This window comes from Streptomyces cyslabdanicus (genome assembly GCF_052663305.1).
The window spans coordinates 1-17,690 of the sequence record NZ_JBQRUW010000027.1; the positions used below are offsets into that span (position 1 = coordinate 1).

Here is a 17,690-nt window from a genome sequence, read left to right on the forward strand (position 1 = left end):
GTCCTTTCTGGTGTTGGGGGAAAGGCCTTTCAAGACGGAGGTGGGGGGCCGGGGACTGCCGTCCCCGGCCCCCCGCACCCGACCCGGCAGCGGTCAGTTCAACTCGTCCGGGCACGGAGTGCCCCGCGGCAGCTGGTACGGCGACGCCAGCCGGTACGTGCCCGCCTTCGGCGCGAGCAGCGCGGTCCACTTGTCGCCCTGGGCGTCCTGCTCCGTCTCCATGAGGCAGCCGTTGACGTTGTCGTACGTCTTCGGCTCGCCCTCGGCGCGGTGCTTGGAGGCGGCGGTCTCCTGGGGCGGCTTGAGGCTCTTGCCCTCGTCGTCGACGAGGCTCAGCCAGGGCGAGTACGGGATGCGGATGAGGATGCGGCCCGCCTTGCGCACCTGGATGGTCATCTCGCCCTGCTCGGCGCGTTCGACGACCGCGTCCGGCTCGGCGAGCGGCGCCGGGTCGGTGACCTTGAACAGCTGCCAGTTGGCGTCGCCCCAGACCTGCTTGAGGTACGGCATGCCCTCCTGCACCAGGGCGCGTTCGCGCTCGCCGCCGTCGCCGTCGACGTCGCCCTTGGGCAGCACCACGTAGTGCACCGCCCACCGCTGCAGCCAGTCGTGGTAGTTCGCCGAGTTGAGCGTGTCGTCGTAGAAGAGCGGGTTGCGCTGCATGTCGGCCTGGCGGTTCCAGCCGCGGGCCAGGTTGACGTAGGGCGCCAGCGCGGAGGCCTCGCGGTGGGAGCGGGCGGGGACCACCTCGACCCGGCCCCTCTCCGCGCCGACCTGCTGCAACTGGTTGACCAGGGGGGCCAGCTCGCGCGCCCAGGAGGCGGCGGGGGTGGTGTTGACGATGTCGTCGACCGACTTGAACCCTATCCAGCCGACGAACACGGCGACGGCCAGGACGGTCGTGAACCAGGTGCGCGAGCGCGGGACCGTGAACGGCAGCGCCGCCACCATCACCACCCCGGCGAACAGCATGGCCAGCCGGGTGACGTTGGAGCCGATCTGGGAGCTGATCAGCCACACCAGGACGACCGCGAGGCCGTACACCACGGACGTGATCCGGACCGTCTTCCACTCCCGGGGGACGAGGACGACGGCGAGGACGGAGTAGAGCAGGGGCAGGATCACCGAGGCGAACGCCATCGGCTGGGTGCCGGAGAAGGGGAACAGCCAGGCCGACACGGCCACCACCGCGGCCGGGGCCAGGCCCAGCGCCCAGGCGCCCGGGCGGCGCTTCTGCAGGAACAGCGCGACGGCGATCAGGCCCACGAACAGGCCCGCCACGGGCGAGGACATGGTGGCGAGCGCGGCCAGCGGCGCCGCGACCAGCGCCTTCGCCCAGCGTTTGAAGCGCCAGCGGTGCGGCCAGCAGAACACGGCCGCGACCGCGCCCAGCGCGAACATCGTGCCCAGCCCGAAGGTCACCCGGCCCGACACCGCGTTGCACACCAGCCCGAAGACGCCCGTCAGCGCCGCCCACAGCGGGTTCCTGACCGAGCGGCTGCGGATGAGGACCAGCGTCAGCAGGGCCGCCGAAACCGTGCCCGCGATCATCATCGTGGTGCGGACGCCCAGGAGCGACATCAGGTACGGCGACACCACGCTGTACGACACCGGGTGCATGCCGCCGTACCAGGCGAGGTTGTACGCCGAGTCGGGGTGCCGGCCGACGAACTCGGCCCAGGCGTCCTGCGCCGCGAGGTCGCCGCCGCTGTTGGCGAACGTGAAGAACCAGACGATGTGCAGCAGACCGGCCAGGACGGTGACGGACAGGACGGGGTGCCGCAGCATCCGCTCCCGGACCGCCATGACCGCGGACCGGACCCGGGACCCTTCGCCGCCCCGGTCACCCCCCTGGTCGTCCGCGGGGCCGCCCGGCCGCCCGTGGTCACCGACCGCGCCAGGCGTGGACGCGCCTATTCGGGCACCGTTCCCCGGGCCCGGATCGGCGTCGTCAGCGCGTGTGGGATCCGCTGTGGCCACCTGAAGGCACTCCCCGTGTCCTGTTCTCTGTCCGCGGCCGCGTCCCGCGACCGGCGACGTGCCCGATTCGTGACGCTAGCACGCACCCCGCCGGATCAGCTCCCGGGTGGGGCTGCCCGACGGGGTGGGTGGGGGCGGCGTCGGCCGCCGGTTGACGCGCAGGTCAGCCGATGCGGGTCAGCTTGGCCGGGAAGCCCGGCTCGGCGAGGTCCTCCTGAAGGGCGACGGGCACCTGTACGGCGCCGTCCGCGCCGTCACCGACGGTGAGCATGCCCACGTCCGTGCCGGCCTTCGCGGTGTGCGGCAGGACGTCCTTGGTGGTGAGGGACAGCTTCAGCCGCAGCCCGGCCCAGCCGACCGCGGTGACGTCCTTGGTGACGACGACCGGCGTGTGGCCGCCGAGCTGGTCGTCGACGTACCCGACGACATCGCCCTTCTTCAGGATCTTCGCCGAGGTCGGCACGTCCTTGGCGGCGAGCAGCGCGGTCTTGCTGACCGCGTTGACCGTGTCGAGGATCGACTGGCCCTGGTGCTGGCCGAGGATCGCGCCGACGATCGTCACCGTCCGGCCGCCGACCTGCTTGTGGGCGGCGAAGAGCAGATTGCCGCCGGCCGCGGTGGTGGAGCCGGTCTTGATGCCGATCGCGCCGATGGCGTAGGGCAGCTCGTTGTAGTTGTTCCAGTACTTCCCGGTCGGGTCCGTCCAGCTGGCCGCGCTGGTGATGGCCACCATGGCCGGGATCGTCATGGCCGCGTTACCGAGCTTCACCTGGTCCTCGGCGGTGGAGACGGTGGTCTCCTTCAGACCCGAGGGGTCGGTGTACGTCGTGTTCGCCATGCCGAGTTCCTTGGCGGTGGCGTTCATCTTCTTGACGAACTCCGCCTCGGAGCCGGCGTCCCAGCGGGCCAGCAGGCGCGCGATGTTGTTCGCGGAGGGGATCATGACCGCGGACAGGGCCTGCTTCTCGGTGAGGAACTCGCCGGCCTTCATGGTGTTGAGCGTGGACTCGCCGGCCTTGTCGAAGCCGCCCTCCTTCTCCGCCGTCGGGTCGATCTCGATCTTCGGGCCTTCCTCGCCGACCTTCAGCGGGTGGTCGCGCAGGATGATGTACGCGGTCATGGTCTTGGCGACCGAGCCGATGGCGACCGGCTTCTGCTCGCCGAAGTGGTCCATCGTGCCGACGCCGTCGACGTCCATCCAGCCCTGGCCCTCGCTCGGCCAGGGCAGCTTCACCGGGTTGCCCTCGAAGGTGTAGGTGTCCTCGGCGGTCAGCGCGAAGGTGGGCTCCGGCAGCGGGCGCACGGCCTGCACGACCGCAAAGACGATCAGCAGGAGGACGACGAGCGGGGTCCAGATCTTGACGCGGCGCACCGTGGTGCGCAGCGGGGTCTCCGGGGGCGGCGGAGTGTTCGTGAGCTCGGCCAGCAGGTCCAGCGGCGGCCTGGGCGGCAGCGGCTGCTGGGTGGTGCGCTCGGGGCCGGCCTGCGGGGTGGCGGCGGTGCCGTCCGCGGGCACGGGCTTGGGCGCGGGCGTGGCCGGCTGCGCGGGCTGCGGCTTGCGGGTCTGCACCGCGTCGGGCCGCTTGAGCGCGACGAACTTGCTGGTCCGCTCGGCGTCGGACTCGGGGGCCCGCTTCTTGTCGCCGCCCAGCTTGAGCATGGTGGTGGGCTGGTCGACCTGGGGCTTCTTGGCGGCACCGCCGAGCTTGAGCATCGTGGTGGGCTGATCCACGGGGGGCTTCTCACCCGTGCCCGAGCCCGAGCCCTCCGAGCCACCGTCACCGGCCTCGGGGGCGTCCTCGGCGGCTTCGTCGGCCTCGTCGGAGTCCTCGCCGGCCTCGCCGGCCCCGACGGGCTTGCCGTCGCCGCCACGCTTGCCGTCGCCGTCATCGCCGGCGCTCTCGGCGTCCTCGGTGGGCTCGTCGGCCTCGCCACGCTTGCCGTCGCCGTCATCGTCGGCGTCCTCGGCGTCAGCTTTGGGCTCAGTCCCGTCCTTCGAACGCGTGGCGTCCTCGGACGCGGTCCCGGCCTTGGCGCCCTCGGCGTCGGCGTCGGCGTCGGTGGCGTCGACGTCCTCCGCGTCGGAAGCGTCCTGCGCGGTCTCGTCGGCGGCCCGGGACCTGTCCCCGTCCTTCCCACGCTCGGCGTCGTCATGCCCCTCCGCGTCGGCCTCCGGCGCGACCCCGGTCCTCCCTCGCTGGGCGTCGTCGGCGCCCTCGGCGTCCTGCGCGGTCTCGTCCGCGGCCCGGGACTCGGACCCGTCCTTCCCACGCGCGGCAGCCTCCCCGTCGGAGGCGTCCTCCGCGCCGTCGGCCTCGGGGGAGCCGGAGGCACCGGGCTTCGCGCCCGCGGCCTCGCCCTCGCCCTCGCCCTCGCCCTCGCCGGAGGCACCCTCGGTCTCCGCCTCCGGGCGCTTCCCGTCGCTCCCGGAGTTCACCCACGCGGCCACCGCCGCACGCAGGCGCCCGTCACCCGTCGCGTCGGCCTCGTCACCGTCGTCGGCGGCCCCGCCCTCGTCGGTCACCTTCTCCGGCTCCGACTCCCGCTTCGTCCCCGGCTTCGCCTCCGGCTTCACATCCCGTACCGAAAGCACCCGAGTGGCCGTGTCGACCCCGCCGCGTTGCTCGGAGCCGTCGGACGCGCCCGGCTCCCCGGACTCCCCCGTCAACGCGAGGCGGGGGTCGCCGGCCTCGTTCCTGGACTCGGGAACCGAACCCGCGCTCCCCGACGTCCCATCTGCCGACGACTCGCGCTGCTTCGACCTGTCGGGGGACTCGCCCGCCACCGATACCTCCTCATGCGCCGCACGCCCAACGTGCCGCTACCGAACCGTGAATCACGACCTGACCCGCCACCCGGACGACGCAGCCGAACCCTTGGCCGTACCGCTGTCCGAACCATGTACCAGTGTCCTGTGTACGGGCCAAACCGATGCGATAGACGAGAACGACATACCTACCGGTTCCCTTACGAACCGGTCACGCACCCTCGACAGACCAATGTGAGAGGGGTCACCCTGTCATTCATCCACGCGGGGAGGCATGGATGGGCAGGAGCCGCAGAACACTTCCGGAAGAGCTTCTGCTGCTGGCACTGGACCCGACCACGGGTACCACTGCGCAGCCGCAGTCGCTCGACCTAGGTCTGGCCGGAGCACAGCTAGTGGAGCTGGCGCTGGCCGGACGGATAGCCCCAGACGGGGATCGTATCGCCGTGGTGGCACCACGGCCGACAGGAGATCCAACTCTGGACTGCGCGTTGGAGTTGCTGCGAAGGCGCGGCGCTCCGGTACGGGCCGTCCACTGGATCGGCGGGCCGCGTCTCGGGCTCCGCCAGACCTACCTCTCGCATCTGGAGCGGTGCGGCATGGTGCACGCCGTGGCCGGCCAGATGTGCGGGGTGCTGCCGACGACTCGCTACCAGGCGACGGACACCGCCATCAGCCGGGAGATCAGGGCCCGGCTGGACTCGGCGATCCGCACCGGCGTACCGCCGGACCCGCGGACCGCGGCGCTCGCCGCGCTGGCGCACGCGGTCGGCCTCGGCAAGCACCTGTACCCCGGCAACGAGGGACGGTCGTCACGGTCCCGGCTCAGGGACCTGATCCGGCACGACCCCATGGGCGGCCTCGTGGCGCACGCCGTGATGGACGTCCAGAACGGCGTGGCGGCCCAGCCACGCCGCAACGCGGCCTCGGCAGGCCGCCAGAGCGGGGCGGGCGCCAGGCCCGCGGCGGAACCCGCTCGGGGCGTGCCGATGCAGCCACGCCGCGGCTCCATGGCCCGCGCCGTGGCCCACTGAGCCGCACCGCACACGGCAACGCCACACCGCACAGCACACGCCGCATCGCAGTCCCCAGCCCCGGAGCGATAGTTCGGGAGCCGCAGGATCGACAAGGGCGGCGGGATCGTACACCTCGTACGCGTCCCGCCGCCCGCTCTGCCACGTCCGAGTGCTGAACGCGTGCCCGAACTGACGTGTACTCGCTGCATATCCGGCGTTTCCCAGCGGTATGAAGCACCTTGGTGGCAGTCTGCTCAGCAGCAGATACGCAAAGTAGAGGCATGCGGCCGGAGGTGCACGTCCCGTGGCGTCCAATGTCAATCCCACAGTCAGGCGGCGCCGACTGGGCCAGGAACTGCGCAGGCTGCGCGAACTCAAGGGCATGACGGCCGAGGAGGTGGCCGAGCGACTGCTGGTGTCGCAGTCGAAGATCAGCCGCCTGGAGAACGGCCGGCGCAGCATCAGCCAGCGTGACGTCCGCGATCTGTGCGGGGTCTACGAGGTGGACGACCACCGGGTCGTCGACTCTCTGATGCAGATGGCCAAGGACTCTCGCCAGCAGGGCTGGTGGCATTCGTTCGGCGACATCCCCTACAGCGTCTACATCGGCCTGGAGACGGACGCGGCGAGCCTGCGCATCTACGACCCGCAGGTCGTGCCCGGGCTGCTGCAGACCCGCCAGTACGCGGAGGCGCTGATCGCCGGCGCCCTGCCGGAGACGGCACACGCGGACATCGAGAAGCGGGTGCAGGTCAGAATGCGCAGGCAGGAACGAATCTCCGCCTCCGAGAACCCGTTGCGGCTGTGGACGGTCCTGGACGAGGCCGCGCTGCGCCGGGTCGTCGGCAGCCCCTCCCTGATGCGGGAGCAGTTGGAGCACCTGGTCGAGCAGACCCGGCTGCCGCACGTGACCGTGCAGGTCATCCCCTTCGAGATGGGCGCGCACCCGGGCCTCAACGGGCAGTACGCGATCCTGGAGTTCCCGGACGCGGCGGACTCCAGCGTCGTCTACATCGAGGGCGTCACCAGCGACCTGTACCTGGAGAAGGCGAACGACGTCCAGAAGTACAGCGTGATGTACGAACACCTGCGGGCGCAGGCCCTGAACGTCGAGCAGTCACGGCAGTTCATCGCGAACATGGTCAAGGAGCACGCGCGATGAGTGCTGCGGATTGAAGGCGCCGCACCGTACACCGTCACCAGGCAAAGCCGGAAGACTCCTTTGGAATATGCCATCCGTAAGGATGAACGGTCGCTTCCGACATGGAGTGCGACGGGTAGCGTCGATCACGCCATCAAGTACAACGGTGGCGCAATCCACTCCACTCGCATTCCGGAGCAGAAATGGCAATTCGTCAGGGCGTCACGGAGACGTGGACCAAGTCCTCGTACTCCACGGGCAACGGCGCGTGCGTCGAAGTCAAGTCACCGATGGTCGCGGCCATGGCGGTCCGGGACTCCAAGGTCCCCACGGGCCCGGTGGTCGGCTTCCGCGCCGACACCTGGAACACGTTCGTGACGTCGCTCAAGGCTTGAGAAGACGACGTCACGACAACTGCGACAAGCACCAATTGATGAGCCCTCTCGACGAGTTCGCCGTCCTTGCCGAGGGGGCTCCGCTTGTGCCGGGACCCCGGCCTCCGGGCCGGGGTCCCGGACGGACTACCGGACCCCGCGCGGATAGCGCGCCAGCCATCCCGGAGAGGACCCGGTGGGCCCGTGCAGTGCGGGTCCCTGGGTCATCTCCATCGCGAAGTCGTCCGCCAGGAGCAGCAGAGTGGGACGGCCCTCCAGCTCGGCCAGCCAGGCCGGCGGGAGGACCGTCTCCCCGTGCAGGGCGCCGAGCAGTCCGCCGGTGAGGGCACCGGCGGCGCCGGAGGACCCGCTGTGGTTCACCGCCAGGCACAGCCCGTGGCGTACGTCCTCGCTCACCAGCGCGCAGTACACGGACACGGCGAGCAGCCCCGCCGCCGTCCCCTCCCCCGCCAGGTCCTCCACCCGGTCCGGGGTCGGCATGCCCTGGCGTACCGCGCCCAGCGCGTGCTGGAGGGCGTCCGACACCGGCTGGTGGCCGGGGCGCGCGGCGAGCAGCGCCAGCGCCTTCTGCACGGCGCCGTCGAGACTGTCGCCGCGGGCGAGGGCGTGCACGATGACGGCGTAGGCGCCGGCGGCGAGACAGGCGGTGGGGTGCCCGTGGGTCTGCGCCGCGCACTCGACGGCGAGTTGCGTGACGAGCTGCGGCTCCCAGCCGACGAGAAGCCCGAACGGCGCCGATCGGGCGACCGCCTCCGGACCGGTCTCGGCGGGGTTCTTGGGCGCCTCCAGGGTGCCCATGGTGTCGTCCCCGAACCCCATCAGCAGCGGCCGGCTCGGGCCCCGCCGGGCGTACAGCCACTCCTCGCGGGCCAGCCAGCCGTCGTCCTCGCGCCGCTCGTCGGGCCCCCAGTCCCGCTGGGTGGCGGCCCACCGCAGGTAGGCGCAGTGCAGATCGGTGGGCGGATGCCAGGCGCCGGTGTCGCGGCGGACCTGCGCCCGGATGAGCCCGTCGACGGTGAACAGGGTGAGCTGCGTGACGTGCGTGACGGCGCCGCGGCGCCCGTGGGCGGGCACGAGATCGCGGATCCCCTCGGGTCCGTGGGCCTCCCGGATCGCGCCGAGGTCCAGCGAGTCCACCGGCGCGCCGAGGGCGTCCCCCACGGCCACCCCGAGCAACGTCCCCCGCACCCGACTCCGGAAGTCCTGCTGCTCCCCCCGCCCCCAGACGCCCCCGGACGTCGCACCCACGCTGAGACCTCCCCGGCCGTTATCCGTTACCCGTCCGTACGCCCAACAATTCAGCACTGTAATGGAACGGGAACGGTCTGTTCAGGGGATGGACTGGTGAGGGAGGTGTGGTGAAAGTGATCCGAAAGCATCAGCGCAAGAACCGCGCCATAACTCGGTCGATCACCTGAGGATCACGCGCCCTCAAGAGCCGCCATGACCTCGGGCGAGTTCCTGATCAAGACCCGGCGGCCAAGCGCACTGCGTAGGTCGTCCACAGCGCGGATATCAGGGAGGGGCATCGCTCCCCAGCCGCATCGTCACAGCCCGGCCTCCGTCTCGGCCAACTTCCAGATGGCGCGGATCTCGGCGATGGCCGACGCCGGGTCCGGCCTTCCCGTATCCACGATCCGTTCCAGCTCTCGCAGTCGAGCGACGCGCTCCGGGTGACGTTCGATCGCCACGAACACCGCCCAGGAATGCACGAAGGCCCTCAGCGGCGCGAGGCTTCGCGTCCGCTGAGCGTTCGTCGCTGCCTCGAAGAGGTGTTGAGTGAGAGCAGGAACACGGCTCGGGGCGATGTGCGCGACCGCCGCTCGCAGTGTTTCCGGCGTGAGCTCGGGCACGGGTGTCAGGCTGCTTGTCATCCGGCTCATCTCCGTGTCTTCCTACGCAGCCGCAGCAGACGGACGGCAGTCCCTGCACCGGCCTGGTTCTGGGGACCTGAACGCTCTCTCGCAGCCGTCGCAGGTCTGGAGCGGGGCCGGGCGGAGGGCCGTCGCGGGGGCCGGTGGGGCGGCGGGCAGGGGCGGCGGCAGGAGGGAGGCCAGGCGGTGGGCCAGGAACGCCGCCGGGTGCTTGATCGGGTCCTCGGGCAGGCCCGCCGTGAGCGTTCGCGTCACGGCCGTGGGCGGTACGCCCCGCTCCAGCCACTCCGAGACCGCCGGTGCCAGCCGGTGCACGTCCCGTTCGGTGAGGAGCAGGCGTGCGTCATGGGCGCGGAGGCCGGCGAGCAGGTCATTCGCCGTGCGGTGCGCGGGCGGGGCCGAGGCGGCCGTGGGCCCGGGCGGGGTGGCCGGGCGGTCGGGCTCGGCGGTCCGGGCGGATTCGGTGCGGCGCGGCTTGTTGTAGGAGGTCGTCCGGGTCGTCACTCGGCCCGATTGAAGACGCTCCTTGGTGCGTGAGAGATAGCCGTGTTCCTCGAGCTCCCGCAGGGCCGCGGCGATCCGGATCTCCCCCTCGGGGAACTTCCCGGCCAGCGTCTTGATCCCGATCGGGGTGCCCTTCGGCAGCGACTGGATGTGCACCGCCAGACCGATCGCCGTCAGGGACAACTCGGCGTGCTGGGCCAGATGGTTGCCGACCACCGTGAAGTTCTCGTGATGGGGTTCGTTCATGTGGATGACGCCGCCGGAATGGCCGGACTTGGCGCGTGCGGGCGCGTTAGGGTGCTGATCAGTCATCGGAAAGCGGCTGCTTCCTTCCAGTCATCGGGGAAGCTGCTCTTCCCGATGATCAGGCCCTCGCAGTGGGATGGCAGTCCCGGCGAGGGCCGATGCATGTGTGCGGTTGGTGGAACAGACGCTGCACCACGATCACCTCGCCACGCCAGCCGAGCGGGGCATATTCACTCCGCCGGGTGATCGACGGGGGCGGTGGGGGCGGGTTCGGTTCTTTCCCCGGTTCTTTGGTCTTTGGCGTCGGGCGCCGCCGGGTCACCGATCTCCGCGACGCGGTGCGAGTTCGGCCCAGACCGTCTTGCCGTGGGCGGGTGCCTCGGTGAAGCCCCAGCGGTCGGCGAGCGCGGCCACGAGCAGCAGGCCCCGCCCCGACTCCGCGTCCGCCGCCACCGGGTCCACGATCCTCGGGAGCCGGTCACCGCGCGCGTCGGTCACCTCGATACGCAGGTCGCCGTCCGCGTGCAGCCTCATCGCCAGCCGGAAGTCCCGTCCCCTGACCCGCCCGTGGAGCGCCGCGTTCGCCGCCAGCTCCGCCACGATCCGCACCGCGTCCGCCCAGTCCACTCCCCAGTCGTCCAGTTGGCGCTCGGCCAGCAGGCGGGCCAGTCGCGCACCTCTGCGCGTCGCGGAGAGCTGCACGGCGAAGTGGGCCGGCGCAGCAGCGATCGGAAGGGGGAATTTCCTACTCATGTCACCCAGAGTCGTCATCCATCCCTAGGCTGAACAGCCATCACCACGGTACGCAGCGTGACTGTACGAACGCACGACGGAGTCGTCCGGCTCGTACGGCGGGAGGGGATCGTATGGAGGACGAAGAGGCCGAGGCCGTACTCCGGACCGTCGGTCGGCAGATCAAGATGTGGCGGGAGGCCGCCGGGCTCAAGCAGGGAGAACTCGGCGCCGCCATCGGGTACGGCGACGAGATGGTCTCCTCGGTCGAACGCGGACGGCGCATCCCCAAGCCCGACTTCCTCGACAAGGCCGACGAGGTGCTCGGCGCGGGCGGGAAGCTGTCCGTGATGAAGGCGGATGTGGAGCGGGCCCGGTACCCGAAGAAGGTACGGGACTTGGCGAAGTTGGAGGGCGAGGCCGTCGAGCTCGGCGCCTACGACAACCAGCAGATCCATGGCCTGTTGCAGACTCCGGCGTACGCGCAGGCGCTGTACGCGATGCGTCGTCCCGCGTACACGGAGGACGAGATCGAGCGTCATGTCGCCGCGCGTATGGCCCGCAAGTCCGTGTTCGAGCGAGTACCCCGGCCGCTCATCAGCTTTGTCCAAGAGGAGGTGACGCTGCGGCGGCCGATCGGCGGCAGAATGGTTCTGCGAGAGCAGCTTGAACGCCTGCTGGAACTCGGCCAGTTGCGGCACGTCTCGGTCCAGGTGATGCCCACGGACCGCGAGGACCACGCGGGCATGGCAGGACCGCTGCGGCTCCTGAGGCTCCGGGACGGCAAGACGCTGGGGCACTGGGAGGCCCAGCTGCACAGCCGGGTGATCAGCGACCCGAGAGAGGCCCAGATCCTGGACATGCGCTATGGAATGATCCGTGCGCAGGCCCTCTCACCTCGGGAGTCGCTGTCCTTCATCGAGAAGATTCTGGGAGAAGAGACATGACCACCACGCTCAACTGGTTCAAGAGCAGCTACAGCAGCAACGACGGCCCTGATTGTGTCGAGGTGGCCATAGCCACCCCCGTCCCCTCCCCCACCACCGTCCACGTCCGTGACTCCAAGGACCGGGACGGTGCACGGCTCGCGTTCGAGGGCGCGTCCTGGCGCGCGTTCCTCACGTTCGCCGGTCATTCCGCGTAACGCGCCTGGACGGCGTCACGGGCGGCGCCGACGGTCGCCAGGCGGGGGGCGAGGCGGGAGCGGTCCGCGCCTGGGCTGTGGAGCAGTTCGGTGAGGAAGTGAGCGAGGTCCGCGAGATCCTCCCAGTCCGGATCGGCGGCCAGGACTTCGGCCAGTGCTCGATCGGCCTCGGCCCAGTCGCCGAGGCCCCAGCCCACGATGCACCGTCCTACCGCACGTCCCGCCGCGTCCAGTTCGAGTTCGGACAGTGACCGTGCCAGCTCCCGCCACAGCGGCCTCGCAGCCCGCACCCCCTCGAAGCGCGTCACCACCACGGACAGCTGGAAGGTTCCTGGAAGGGGATCCGAAACGCGCAACCGCTCAGCGAGCGAACGAGCCTCTGCCGGTCGGCCCTCATGCCGGTACGCGGCTGTCCACAGGTCATCCATGCTGTCCTCGTCGCTGGTCACTTCGGTCTGCGCGTCGGCCAGCCGGTCCAGTGCCTCGTCCCACCGGTCGCACCACATCAGAAGTTCGATCACGGTTCGCCGTGCCCAGTCCGTCTCCGACCGCAGGGCGACACACCGGTCCAGGTCGGCCACGGCCTGTTCGACCCACCCGGTCGCGACACAGACACGCGCACGCTGTCCGTACGCCCAGCCGTAGTCCGGGTCGACTGCCAGCGCTCGGTCGAGGAACCGGCGGGCTTCGGTGTACTCGGATCGGGCGCGGTGGACGGCACCGAGACCGGCGAGCGCGTACGGATACTCCGGATCCCGTCCCAACAGCCGTTGGTACAGGACGACGGCCTCGTCGTAGCGGCTCGCGATCCGGTACTGCTCTGCCAGTTCGAGCCCGACCCAGTTGGCGTCCGGGGCGGCGTCGACTGCCCGGCGGAGGTCCTCGAACATGCCGTCGCGGTCGTTCAGTCGACGCCTCACCCTGGAGCGCATCACCAGCGCCCAGGAATACCCGGGGTCGAGTTCCACCGCACGGGTGAGGTCGGCCAGGGCCTCCTCGGTCCTGCCCAGCTCGAAATGGGCCACGCCCCGGCTCGCCAGGGCCGACTCGTGGTTGGACTCGAGCGTCAGAACTCGTCCAAGCTCGGTGACGGCCTCTTCGAACCGGCCGGCGAGCCGGTAGGTGTCACCGCGCTCCGACGCGATCCACGCGGAGTCGGGTGCCAAGCCGACCGCCCGGTCCAGGTCTGCGAACGCTTCGTCCCATCGCTCCCTGGTGCGGTGCAGCCGAGCCCTCCTCACCAGCGCCCACAGGTAGTCCTCATCGAGGCTCAGCGCCCGGTCGAAGTCGGCAAGAGCGGCGTCGTACTGCCCGAGCGCATGCCTGCACGCCGCCCTGGAGGCGAGCGGGAAGGCATCGGTCGGGTCCAGGCGGAAAGCCCGGTCGCACGCGTCGAGGGCCTCTTCGTACCGTCCCAGGACCCGCATTGTCTCCCCGCGCTCCGCGATGATCCATGCGGTGTCGGGTGCCAGTTCGTCGGCACGGTCGTACTCGGCCAACGCCGCGGAGGAATCACCCGACAGGGCGAGCGTGTAGCCCCGCCCGTAATGGGCCGAGGACAGCTCCGGATCGAGTTCGACCGCCCGGTCGTACTCGGCCAGCGCCCGCTGGTACTCGCCGGCGTTCCGCAGTTCCCTGCCCCGCACCGTGTGCGCCACAGCCCGCCCGCGAACGTCCAGACCGGTCCTGGCCAGGAGCCGGTCCATCGCCTCGCGCACCCCGGACTGCTCGTCGGACAGGGCCTCGCCCACACTCCTTCCCCACTCCCGCAGAACAGGGATGTCCGTGGCTTCCCCCGCGTCCTCCAGCATCCGCGCCCACCGGCGGCCGAGTACCCGCTCCTCACGGCAGGCCAGAACCAGGTCCAGCAACGCTCCACCGAGAACCACGAGCCCCTGGGAGCACAGCAGGTGGTACTTCTCCTCGAGGCGCAGCTCCCGCCACGTCTCGTGCTCCCACTCCTCGTCGGGCCGCAGGCCCCTCGCCGCATGCGCGCGCCAGCCGCCGAAGACCCCCGCAAGGCGCTCGTGCCGCTGCGCCCAGCCACGCGGGGAACGCCGTCGCTGCAACCGCAGCATCGGCGCCCGTACGACGTCGTGGTACCGGAGTCCGTCTCCCCGCTCGCTGACGAACGGCATGCCGCGCAACCACGCGAAGAGCGGTTCGACGTCCTCCTCCGGGCAGTCCACCGCCGCCTGGAACACGTCCACGTCCAGCCGCCGGGGCAGGGCACCGGCCAGCGCCGCCGCCCGCCGTATCGGATCCTGCTCCCACTTCAGGAAGCGTTCCACGGCCGTCGCGCTCGGATCGCCCACGTCCTCGCGATCGTCGGGCCGGGCTTCGGCGAGGGTGGAAACCAGCACGGGCAGCCCACCGGTGAGCCGCATCACCTCCTCGACGACGGGCTCGGCCAGGACACCCTTGACGGCCAGGAGCCCCCGTGCCTCCTCCTCCGTGAACGGGCCGAGGGGAACGTCCTGGACGAAGTCGGAGAAGCCGCTCCAGCGTGCGGGGTCCAGGCGCCGCTGACCGGCGGTGACCACGACGACGTTGGCGGGCAGCGATCCGGCGTACCGATCCGTCGCCATGATGTCGTGCAGCCACCCGTCGAGGAACGGGGCCGTCGCCTCGTACGTGTCGAGGAAGAGGACGATCCACGGCACCTGGTCGGCGATGTCCGTCAGCTCGCCGAGCAGCACCGGCGTGAGGCTCCGCTCCGGCGACAGCACGAGCTGCACGTCGTCCTGACTGCGGAAGCGGGCGCTGAGGCTCGCCCGTAACCGGTCCGCCCCCTGGGCGAGCTGGGCGGCGTCGACGGCACCGACGAAGGGCCCGGCCCCGGGTATCAGCCCGATCCCCGCCAGGCCCAGCCGTACCGCCGTCGTGCTCACCGGGGACGGGCCTTCGGGGTGCGGTTCCATCGCGGCCACCGCCGCCTCGGCCTCGTGCCGGCGGTCCCGGTGCGCGGCCAGCAACCGGTCCAGCTCCTTGCACCGGAATCCGTGCTCGGCGAACTGGCGACTGATCGCGGCCATTGCCTCCGGCACGCTGCCGACACCCTCGTCCACGTACGCCGTCAGGGCTCCGCGTTCCCGGGCGGTGTGCTCCATCTCCCTGACCAGGAAGGTCTTTCCGACCCCGGCATCGCCGTGCACATGGAACAGGAAACGGTGGCGCTCGTCCTCGGGCGCATGGCCGAAGTTCTCCCGGAACGCCGCCCGTTCGGCCCGCCGTCCGACGAACCCGGCCCGCCTGCGCTGCCGGACCAGGTCCTGCATCGACCGCCGCGCCTGCGCCATGCGTTCGTCCCCTCCGTCGCCTCGCCCCTGTGGCAATTCTGGCCCGCGCGGGTCGCGATGTCCGGAAGTGGCTCGAATCCCGCGCCCGTGCCTGGGCCGTTCCGGTTGCGGATGTGGGTCGTCGACGGCACTCGAGAGCGGGTGTTCACGGCGCTGACGGCCCAGGCCGAGGCCAACCGTCGGTCAATGGGGCAACGCGCCAGGCGCCCAGGCCTGTTGAGTACGCGTACTCATGTCACCTCCCTTCTCGCGCACCCATGATCGGCCTCCAGGTCGGGCTTGCGGAGGGGGCGACAGAGAAGATGGCATCGGTACGCGCTGGAGGGGATCGGGGACCCACTCGGTGGCGCTCGTTCCTGGGAACCCGTGTGGCCAGGTCGTCGGCGGTCGGAGCCGGGCTCGGGACCGCTTTGATCGTGCTTGCCGCCGGGCTGTCCGCTTGGCCCTTGGATGAACTCCTCCCGTGCGGTCAGCAAGAGTGGGGCTGCCTGGCGTTGGCCCTTCTGCTGTTCAGAGTGGCAGCGGTGGTTGGCTTCCTGACGAGCTGGCTGCTGCTGCGCTTGGCGGGTGTCCGGCCGGCCTGGCGGGTTGCCGTGCTCGCCAGCCTGCTCTTCTGGTTCGGGGCGGGGCTGAACGATCGGGCGCTCGTCGGGAGCCTTCCGACAGCGGTTCTCCCGCTGACCTCGGCCGCCCTGTTCGCACTGGCCACTGTCCTGACCGCGCCCCGTCCCGTCTTCTGGTGGCCCCGGATCGTGCTGCTTATTGCTCTTGCTCTGTTGTGGCCGCTTTCGGGGCTCGTGGGTGACCACCGCACTGAAACGAGCAAGCGCAGTGAGCTCGTGGATGCCGGCGTCTCCCTGCTCGCGCCCGACGTGACCGGTTACCGCCTCGACCGCCCATGGGCCAGTCGGCACGATCACGAGCTCTTCTACCGCTTGTGGCCCGAGCGGGCCGGCGTCGACGTCAATGATCCGAACGGTTGGGCCGTCCATGTGACCGTGGCACCGGTGGAGTCCGGCTTCCACCCACCGGTCTGCGAGGCGCAAGGCTCCAGTGGCCCCTTGTACCAGATGCCGTGCGAACAGGTGGCCCCGAACACCTGGCGCACGGTCAGGCAGCACGCGGTCTTCTATTTCGTGCGTCGGAATGGTGCCGTGACCGTGCTCGCTTCGTACGGAACGCATATCACTGACGGCGAACTGCGCGACCTGGCATCCACGGTGGCCGTAAGAGAGCCGGGCTTCTTCCTCCGATGAGTCGCTGACGGGGACGCCTTGTACATGACGTGCCGGACGTCGAGGGGTGCACCCTGTACCGTGCGACCGCGGGCGTGACAGCAGTTGTACCCGACCGGTCAGCCGTAGTGGATGTCCCAGACGACGTGGGGCAGCGAGTTCCCCGTGTCCTCGATGCGTGGGACGCTGCGCGCACCGCTGGCCGTGGCGATCGGGGTGCCATGGACCAGGGCGTCCAGGACCGAGTCGAAGAGGTGGGACAGGCTGTCCCAGCGCTTCACTCCATTGACGTCGATGGACGGGTCCAGTTCCAGGACCGCGCCGAAACCTGGGCCCTCCCGGTGGTCGACCACGAGCTGTCCACCCGTGTGGTTCATCGCCACCGGCAGCCAGCGCACGTCCGCCGTCACACCGACGACGTACTCGGCCTCGTCCTCCTCCAGGGCCCGGGCGACCTCCTCCTCCATGTCCCGCAGCCCGACACACATGCCGGCGGCCCCCAGGAGCGGGAAGTCGGTGGGCACGAAGGCGCCTGCGGCGGGCGTGGGGTCGAGGGCCGAGCCGTCGTGCAGGGCGAGCCAGGACCGGACGTCTGGATGCGGCTCGAACCGGTTCTCCGCCACAGCCGTGACGAGTGCGGGCTCGGCGGGCGGGGCGAGTTGCCGGAAGTCGCCCGGGGCGTGCTCCTTCAGCCACTGGTCGAGCCGGGCCACGGTCTGGGCGAGTTCCATGGAAAGACCCTAGGGGACGACCTCGACCCTCGTGCCCTGGGTGGCGAAGGTCCACAGGGCCGTGCCGTCGGGCTTGCCCATGCGGATGCCGCCCGTCTTGGCGTCGGCGGCGGCCGGCGGGGGTGAGGCGCCGTCCACGGCGTTGCTGAAGGCGATGAAGACGCCGGACTTGCCCGCGAAGTACGTGATGTGCTCGATCTGCACGCCGTCCGAGCCGGTCGTCGCGGCCACGCGCTGGGAGATCGCGTAGGCGCCCGGGTCGGGGCTCACCGTGCCCGGCCACACCGGGAAGGTGCGCGTGGGTTTGTCGCTCTCGTCGACCAGCCACACCCGCTTCTGGGCGAGGGCGTAGACGACGCGGCGGCCCACGCCCGAGTCGGCCGGGACGGCCGGCGGAGCCGGGGGCGTGGGTTTGGCCGAGGGGCTGGCGCTTGCCGAGGGGGTGGGTCGCGGGTGGGCCGTCGCGGCCGTGGGGTGGGGACCCTGGTCGGCCTTCACCGCCAGTACGGCCACTGCCGCGACCGCGCCCACGGTCAGGCCGCTGACCCAGGCCCACGAAGGTATTCGGGCCGCCATGGGCACGCATCTCCTCGGTGCTACTCGACCCCTCCACCGGGGGTCGGATC

15 protein-coding genes are annotated in these 17,690 nt (G+C 70.8%); 6 read left to right on the forward strand and 9 right to left on the reverse strand.

The features are described from left to right. Positions 1 to 93: 93 nt before the first annotated feature. Both ACTYVM_RS16960 and ACTYVM_RS16965 read right to left on the reverse strand, forming a co-directional pair. A complete protein-coding gene (locus ACTYVM_RS16960; RefSeq protein ID WP_445526682.1) occupies positions 94 to 1,980 on the reverse strand; it encodes a DUF8823 domain-containing protein in 1,887 nt (628 codons plus the stop codon). 163 nt (positions 1,981 to 2,143) lie between these two features. Beyond that, positions 2,144 to 4,765: a D-alanyl-D-alanine carboxypeptidase gene (locus tag ACTYVM_RS16965; RefSeq protein ID WP_445526683.1), complete on the reverse strand. Its 2,622-nt coding sequence runs from the start codon at positions 4,763 to 4,765 to the stop codon at positions 2,144 to 2,146. Between the two features lie 260 nt (positions 4,766 to 5,025). Between ACTYVM_RS16965 and ACTYVM_RS16970 the strand changes: the two genes are divergently transcribed. From ACTYVM_RS16970 to ACTYVM_RS16980, 3 genes are all read left to right on the forward strand, one after another. After that, positions 5,026 to 5,781: a GOLPH3/VPS74 family protein gene (locus ACTYVM_RS16970; protein ID WP_445526684.1), complete on the forward strand. Its 756-nt coding sequence runs from the start codon at positions 5,026 to 5,028 to the stop codon at positions 5,779 to 5,781. Positions 5,782 to 6,067: 286 nt separating this feature from the next. Next, positions 6,068 to 6,925 (forward strand): helix-turn-helix domain-containing protein, encoded by an 858-nt coding sequence (locus tag ACTYVM_RS16975; RefSeq protein ID WP_445526685.1) that lies wholly within the window; start codon positions 6,068 to 6,070, stop codon positions 6,923 to 6,925. A 182-nt stretch (positions 6,926 to 7,107) separates the two neighbouring features. Further along, positions 7,108 to 7,299 (forward strand): DUF397 domain-containing protein, encoded by a 192-nt coding sequence (locus ACTYVM_RS16980; RefSeq protein ID WP_445526686.1) that lies wholly within the window; start codon positions 7,108 to 7,110, stop codon positions 7,297 to 7,299. A gap of 126 nt (positions 7,300 to 7,425) precedes the next feature. Here ACTYVM_RS16980 and ACTYVM_RS16985 read toward each other — a convergent pair whose 3' ends face one another. The 4 genes from ACTYVM_RS16985 to ACTYVM_RS17000 all read right to left on the reverse strand — a co-directional run bounded on the left by ACTYVM_RS16985 (position 7,426) and on the right by ACTYVM_RS17000 (position 10,676). After that, complete coding sequence (locus ACTYVM_RS16985; protein ID WP_445526687.1) at positions 7,426 to 8,547, reverse strand: ADP-ribosylglycohydrolase family protein; 1,122 nt, start codon at positions 8,545 to 8,547, stop codon at positions 7,426 to 7,428. A gap of 299 nt (positions 8,548 to 8,846) precedes the next feature. Then, positions 8,847 to 9,152: a DUF6247 family protein gene (locus tag ACTYVM_RS16990; protein ID WP_445526688.1), complete on the reverse strand. Its 306-nt coding sequence runs from the start codon at positions 9,150 to 9,152 to the stop codon at positions 8,847 to 8,849. Positions 9,153 to 9,194: 42 nt separating this feature from the next. Beyond that, positions 9,195 to 9,989, reverse strand: coding sequence for a helix-turn-helix domain-containing protein (locus tag ACTYVM_RS16995; protein WP_445526689.1), 795 nt, complete (start codon positions 9,987 to 9,989; stop codon positions 9,195 to 9,197). A 252-nt stretch (positions 9,990 to 10,241) separates the two neighbouring features. Continuing rightward, a complete protein-coding gene (locus ACTYVM_RS17000) occupies positions 10,242 to 10,676 on the reverse strand; it encodes an ATP-binding protein (protein ID WP_445526690.1) in 435 nt (144 codons plus the stop codon). A gap of 113 nt (positions 10,677 to 10,789) precedes the next feature. Here ACTYVM_RS17000 and ACTYVM_RS17005 point away from each other — a divergent pair, with 113 nt between their 5' ends. Together ACTYVM_RS17005 and ACTYVM_RS17010 are read left to right on the forward strand one after the other, a co-directional pair. Further along, positions 10,790 to 11,602 (forward strand): helix-turn-helix domain-containing protein, encoded by an 813-nt coding sequence (locus tag ACTYVM_RS17005; RefSeq protein ID WP_445526691.1) that lies wholly within the window; start codon positions 10,790 to 10,792, stop codon positions 11,600 to 11,602. Next, entirely contained in the window at positions 11,599 to 11,799 is a 201-nt protein-coding gene (locus tag ACTYVM_RS17010) for a DUF397 domain-containing protein (protein ID WP_445526692.1), read from the forward strand. The genes ACTYVM_RS17005 and ACTYVM_RS17010 overlap by 4 nt, the downstream gene beginning before the upstream one ends. On the opposite strand, the gene ACTYVM_RS17015 is transcribed toward ACTYVM_RS17010, so the two are convergent. Next, positions 11,787 to 15,098 carry a tetratricopeptide repeat protein gene (locus ACTYVM_RS17015; RefSeq protein ID WP_445526693.1) on the reverse strand — a complete coding sequence of 1,104 codons (3,312 nt, stop codon included), beginning with the start codon at positions 15,096 to 15,098 and terminating at the stop codon, positions 11,787 to 11,789. The genes ACTYVM_RS17010 and ACTYVM_RS17015 overlap by 13 nt on opposite strands. A 446-nt stretch (positions 15,099 to 15,544) precedes the next feature. On the opposite strand from ACTYVM_RS17015, the gene ACTYVM_RS17020 reads away from it, so the two are divergent. After that, entirely contained in the window at positions 15,545 to 16,354 is an 810-nt protein-coding gene (locus ACTYVM_RS17020) for a hypothetical protein (protein WP_445526694.1), read from the forward strand. A gap of 98 nt (positions 16,355 to 16,452) precedes the next feature. On the opposite strand, the gene ACTYVM_RS17025 is transcribed toward ACTYVM_RS17020, so the two are convergent. Both ACTYVM_RS17025 and ACTYVM_RS17030 read right to left on the reverse strand, forming a co-directional pair. Beyond that, positions 16,453 to 17,064 (reverse strand): SMI1/KNR4 family protein, encoded by a 612-nt coding sequence (locus ACTYVM_RS17025; protein WP_445526695.1) that lies wholly within the window; start codon positions 17,062 to 17,064, stop codon positions 16,453 to 16,455. Between the two features lie 9 nt (positions 17,065 to 17,073). Beyond that, a complete protein-coding gene (locus ACTYVM_RS17030; protein ID WP_445526696.1) occupies positions 17,074 to 17,640 on the reverse strand; it encodes a hypothetical protein in 567 nt (188 codons plus the stop codon). Positions 17,641 to 17,690: the final 50 nt, after the last annotated feature.

Coding starts and splice junctions, on each gene's coding strand:
- ACTYVM_RS16980 (WP_445526686.1), top strand. CDS start 7,108: ATGGCAATTCGTCAGGGCGTCACGGAGACGTGGACCAAGTCCTCGTAC.
- ACTYVM_RS17015 (WP_445526693.1), bottom strand. CDS start 15,098: ATGGCGCAGGCGCGGCGGTCGATGCAGGACCTGGTCCGGCAGCGCAGG.
- ACTYVM_RS17025 (WP_445526695.1), bottom strand. CDS start 17,064: ATGGAACTCGCCCAGACCGTGGCCCGGCTCGACCAGTGGCTGAAGGAG.
- ACTYVM_RS16970 (WP_445526684.1), top strand. CDS start 5,026: ATGGGCAGGAGCCGCAGAACACTTCCGGAAGAGCTTCTGCTGCTGGCA.
- ACTYVM_RS17030 (WP_445526696.1), bottom strand. CDS start 17,640: ATGGCGGCCCGAATACCTTCGTGGGCCTGGGTCAGCGGCCTGACCGTG.
- ACTYVM_RS16995 (WP_445526689.1), bottom strand. CDS start 9,989: ATGACTGATCAGCACCCTAACGCGCCCGCACGCGCCAAGTCCGGCCAT.
- ACTYVM_RS17005 (WP_445526691.1), top strand. CDS start 10,790: ATGGAGGACGAAGAGGCCGAGGCCGTACTCCGGACCGTCGGTCGGCAG.
- ACTYVM_RS17010 (WP_445526692.1), top strand. CDS start 11,599: ATGACCACCACGCTCAACTGGTTCAAGAGCAGCTACAGCAGCAACGAC.
- ACTYVM_RS17000 (WP_445526690.1), bottom strand. CDS start 10,676: ATGAGTAGGAAATTCCCCCTTCCGATCGCTGCTGCGCCGGCCCACTTC.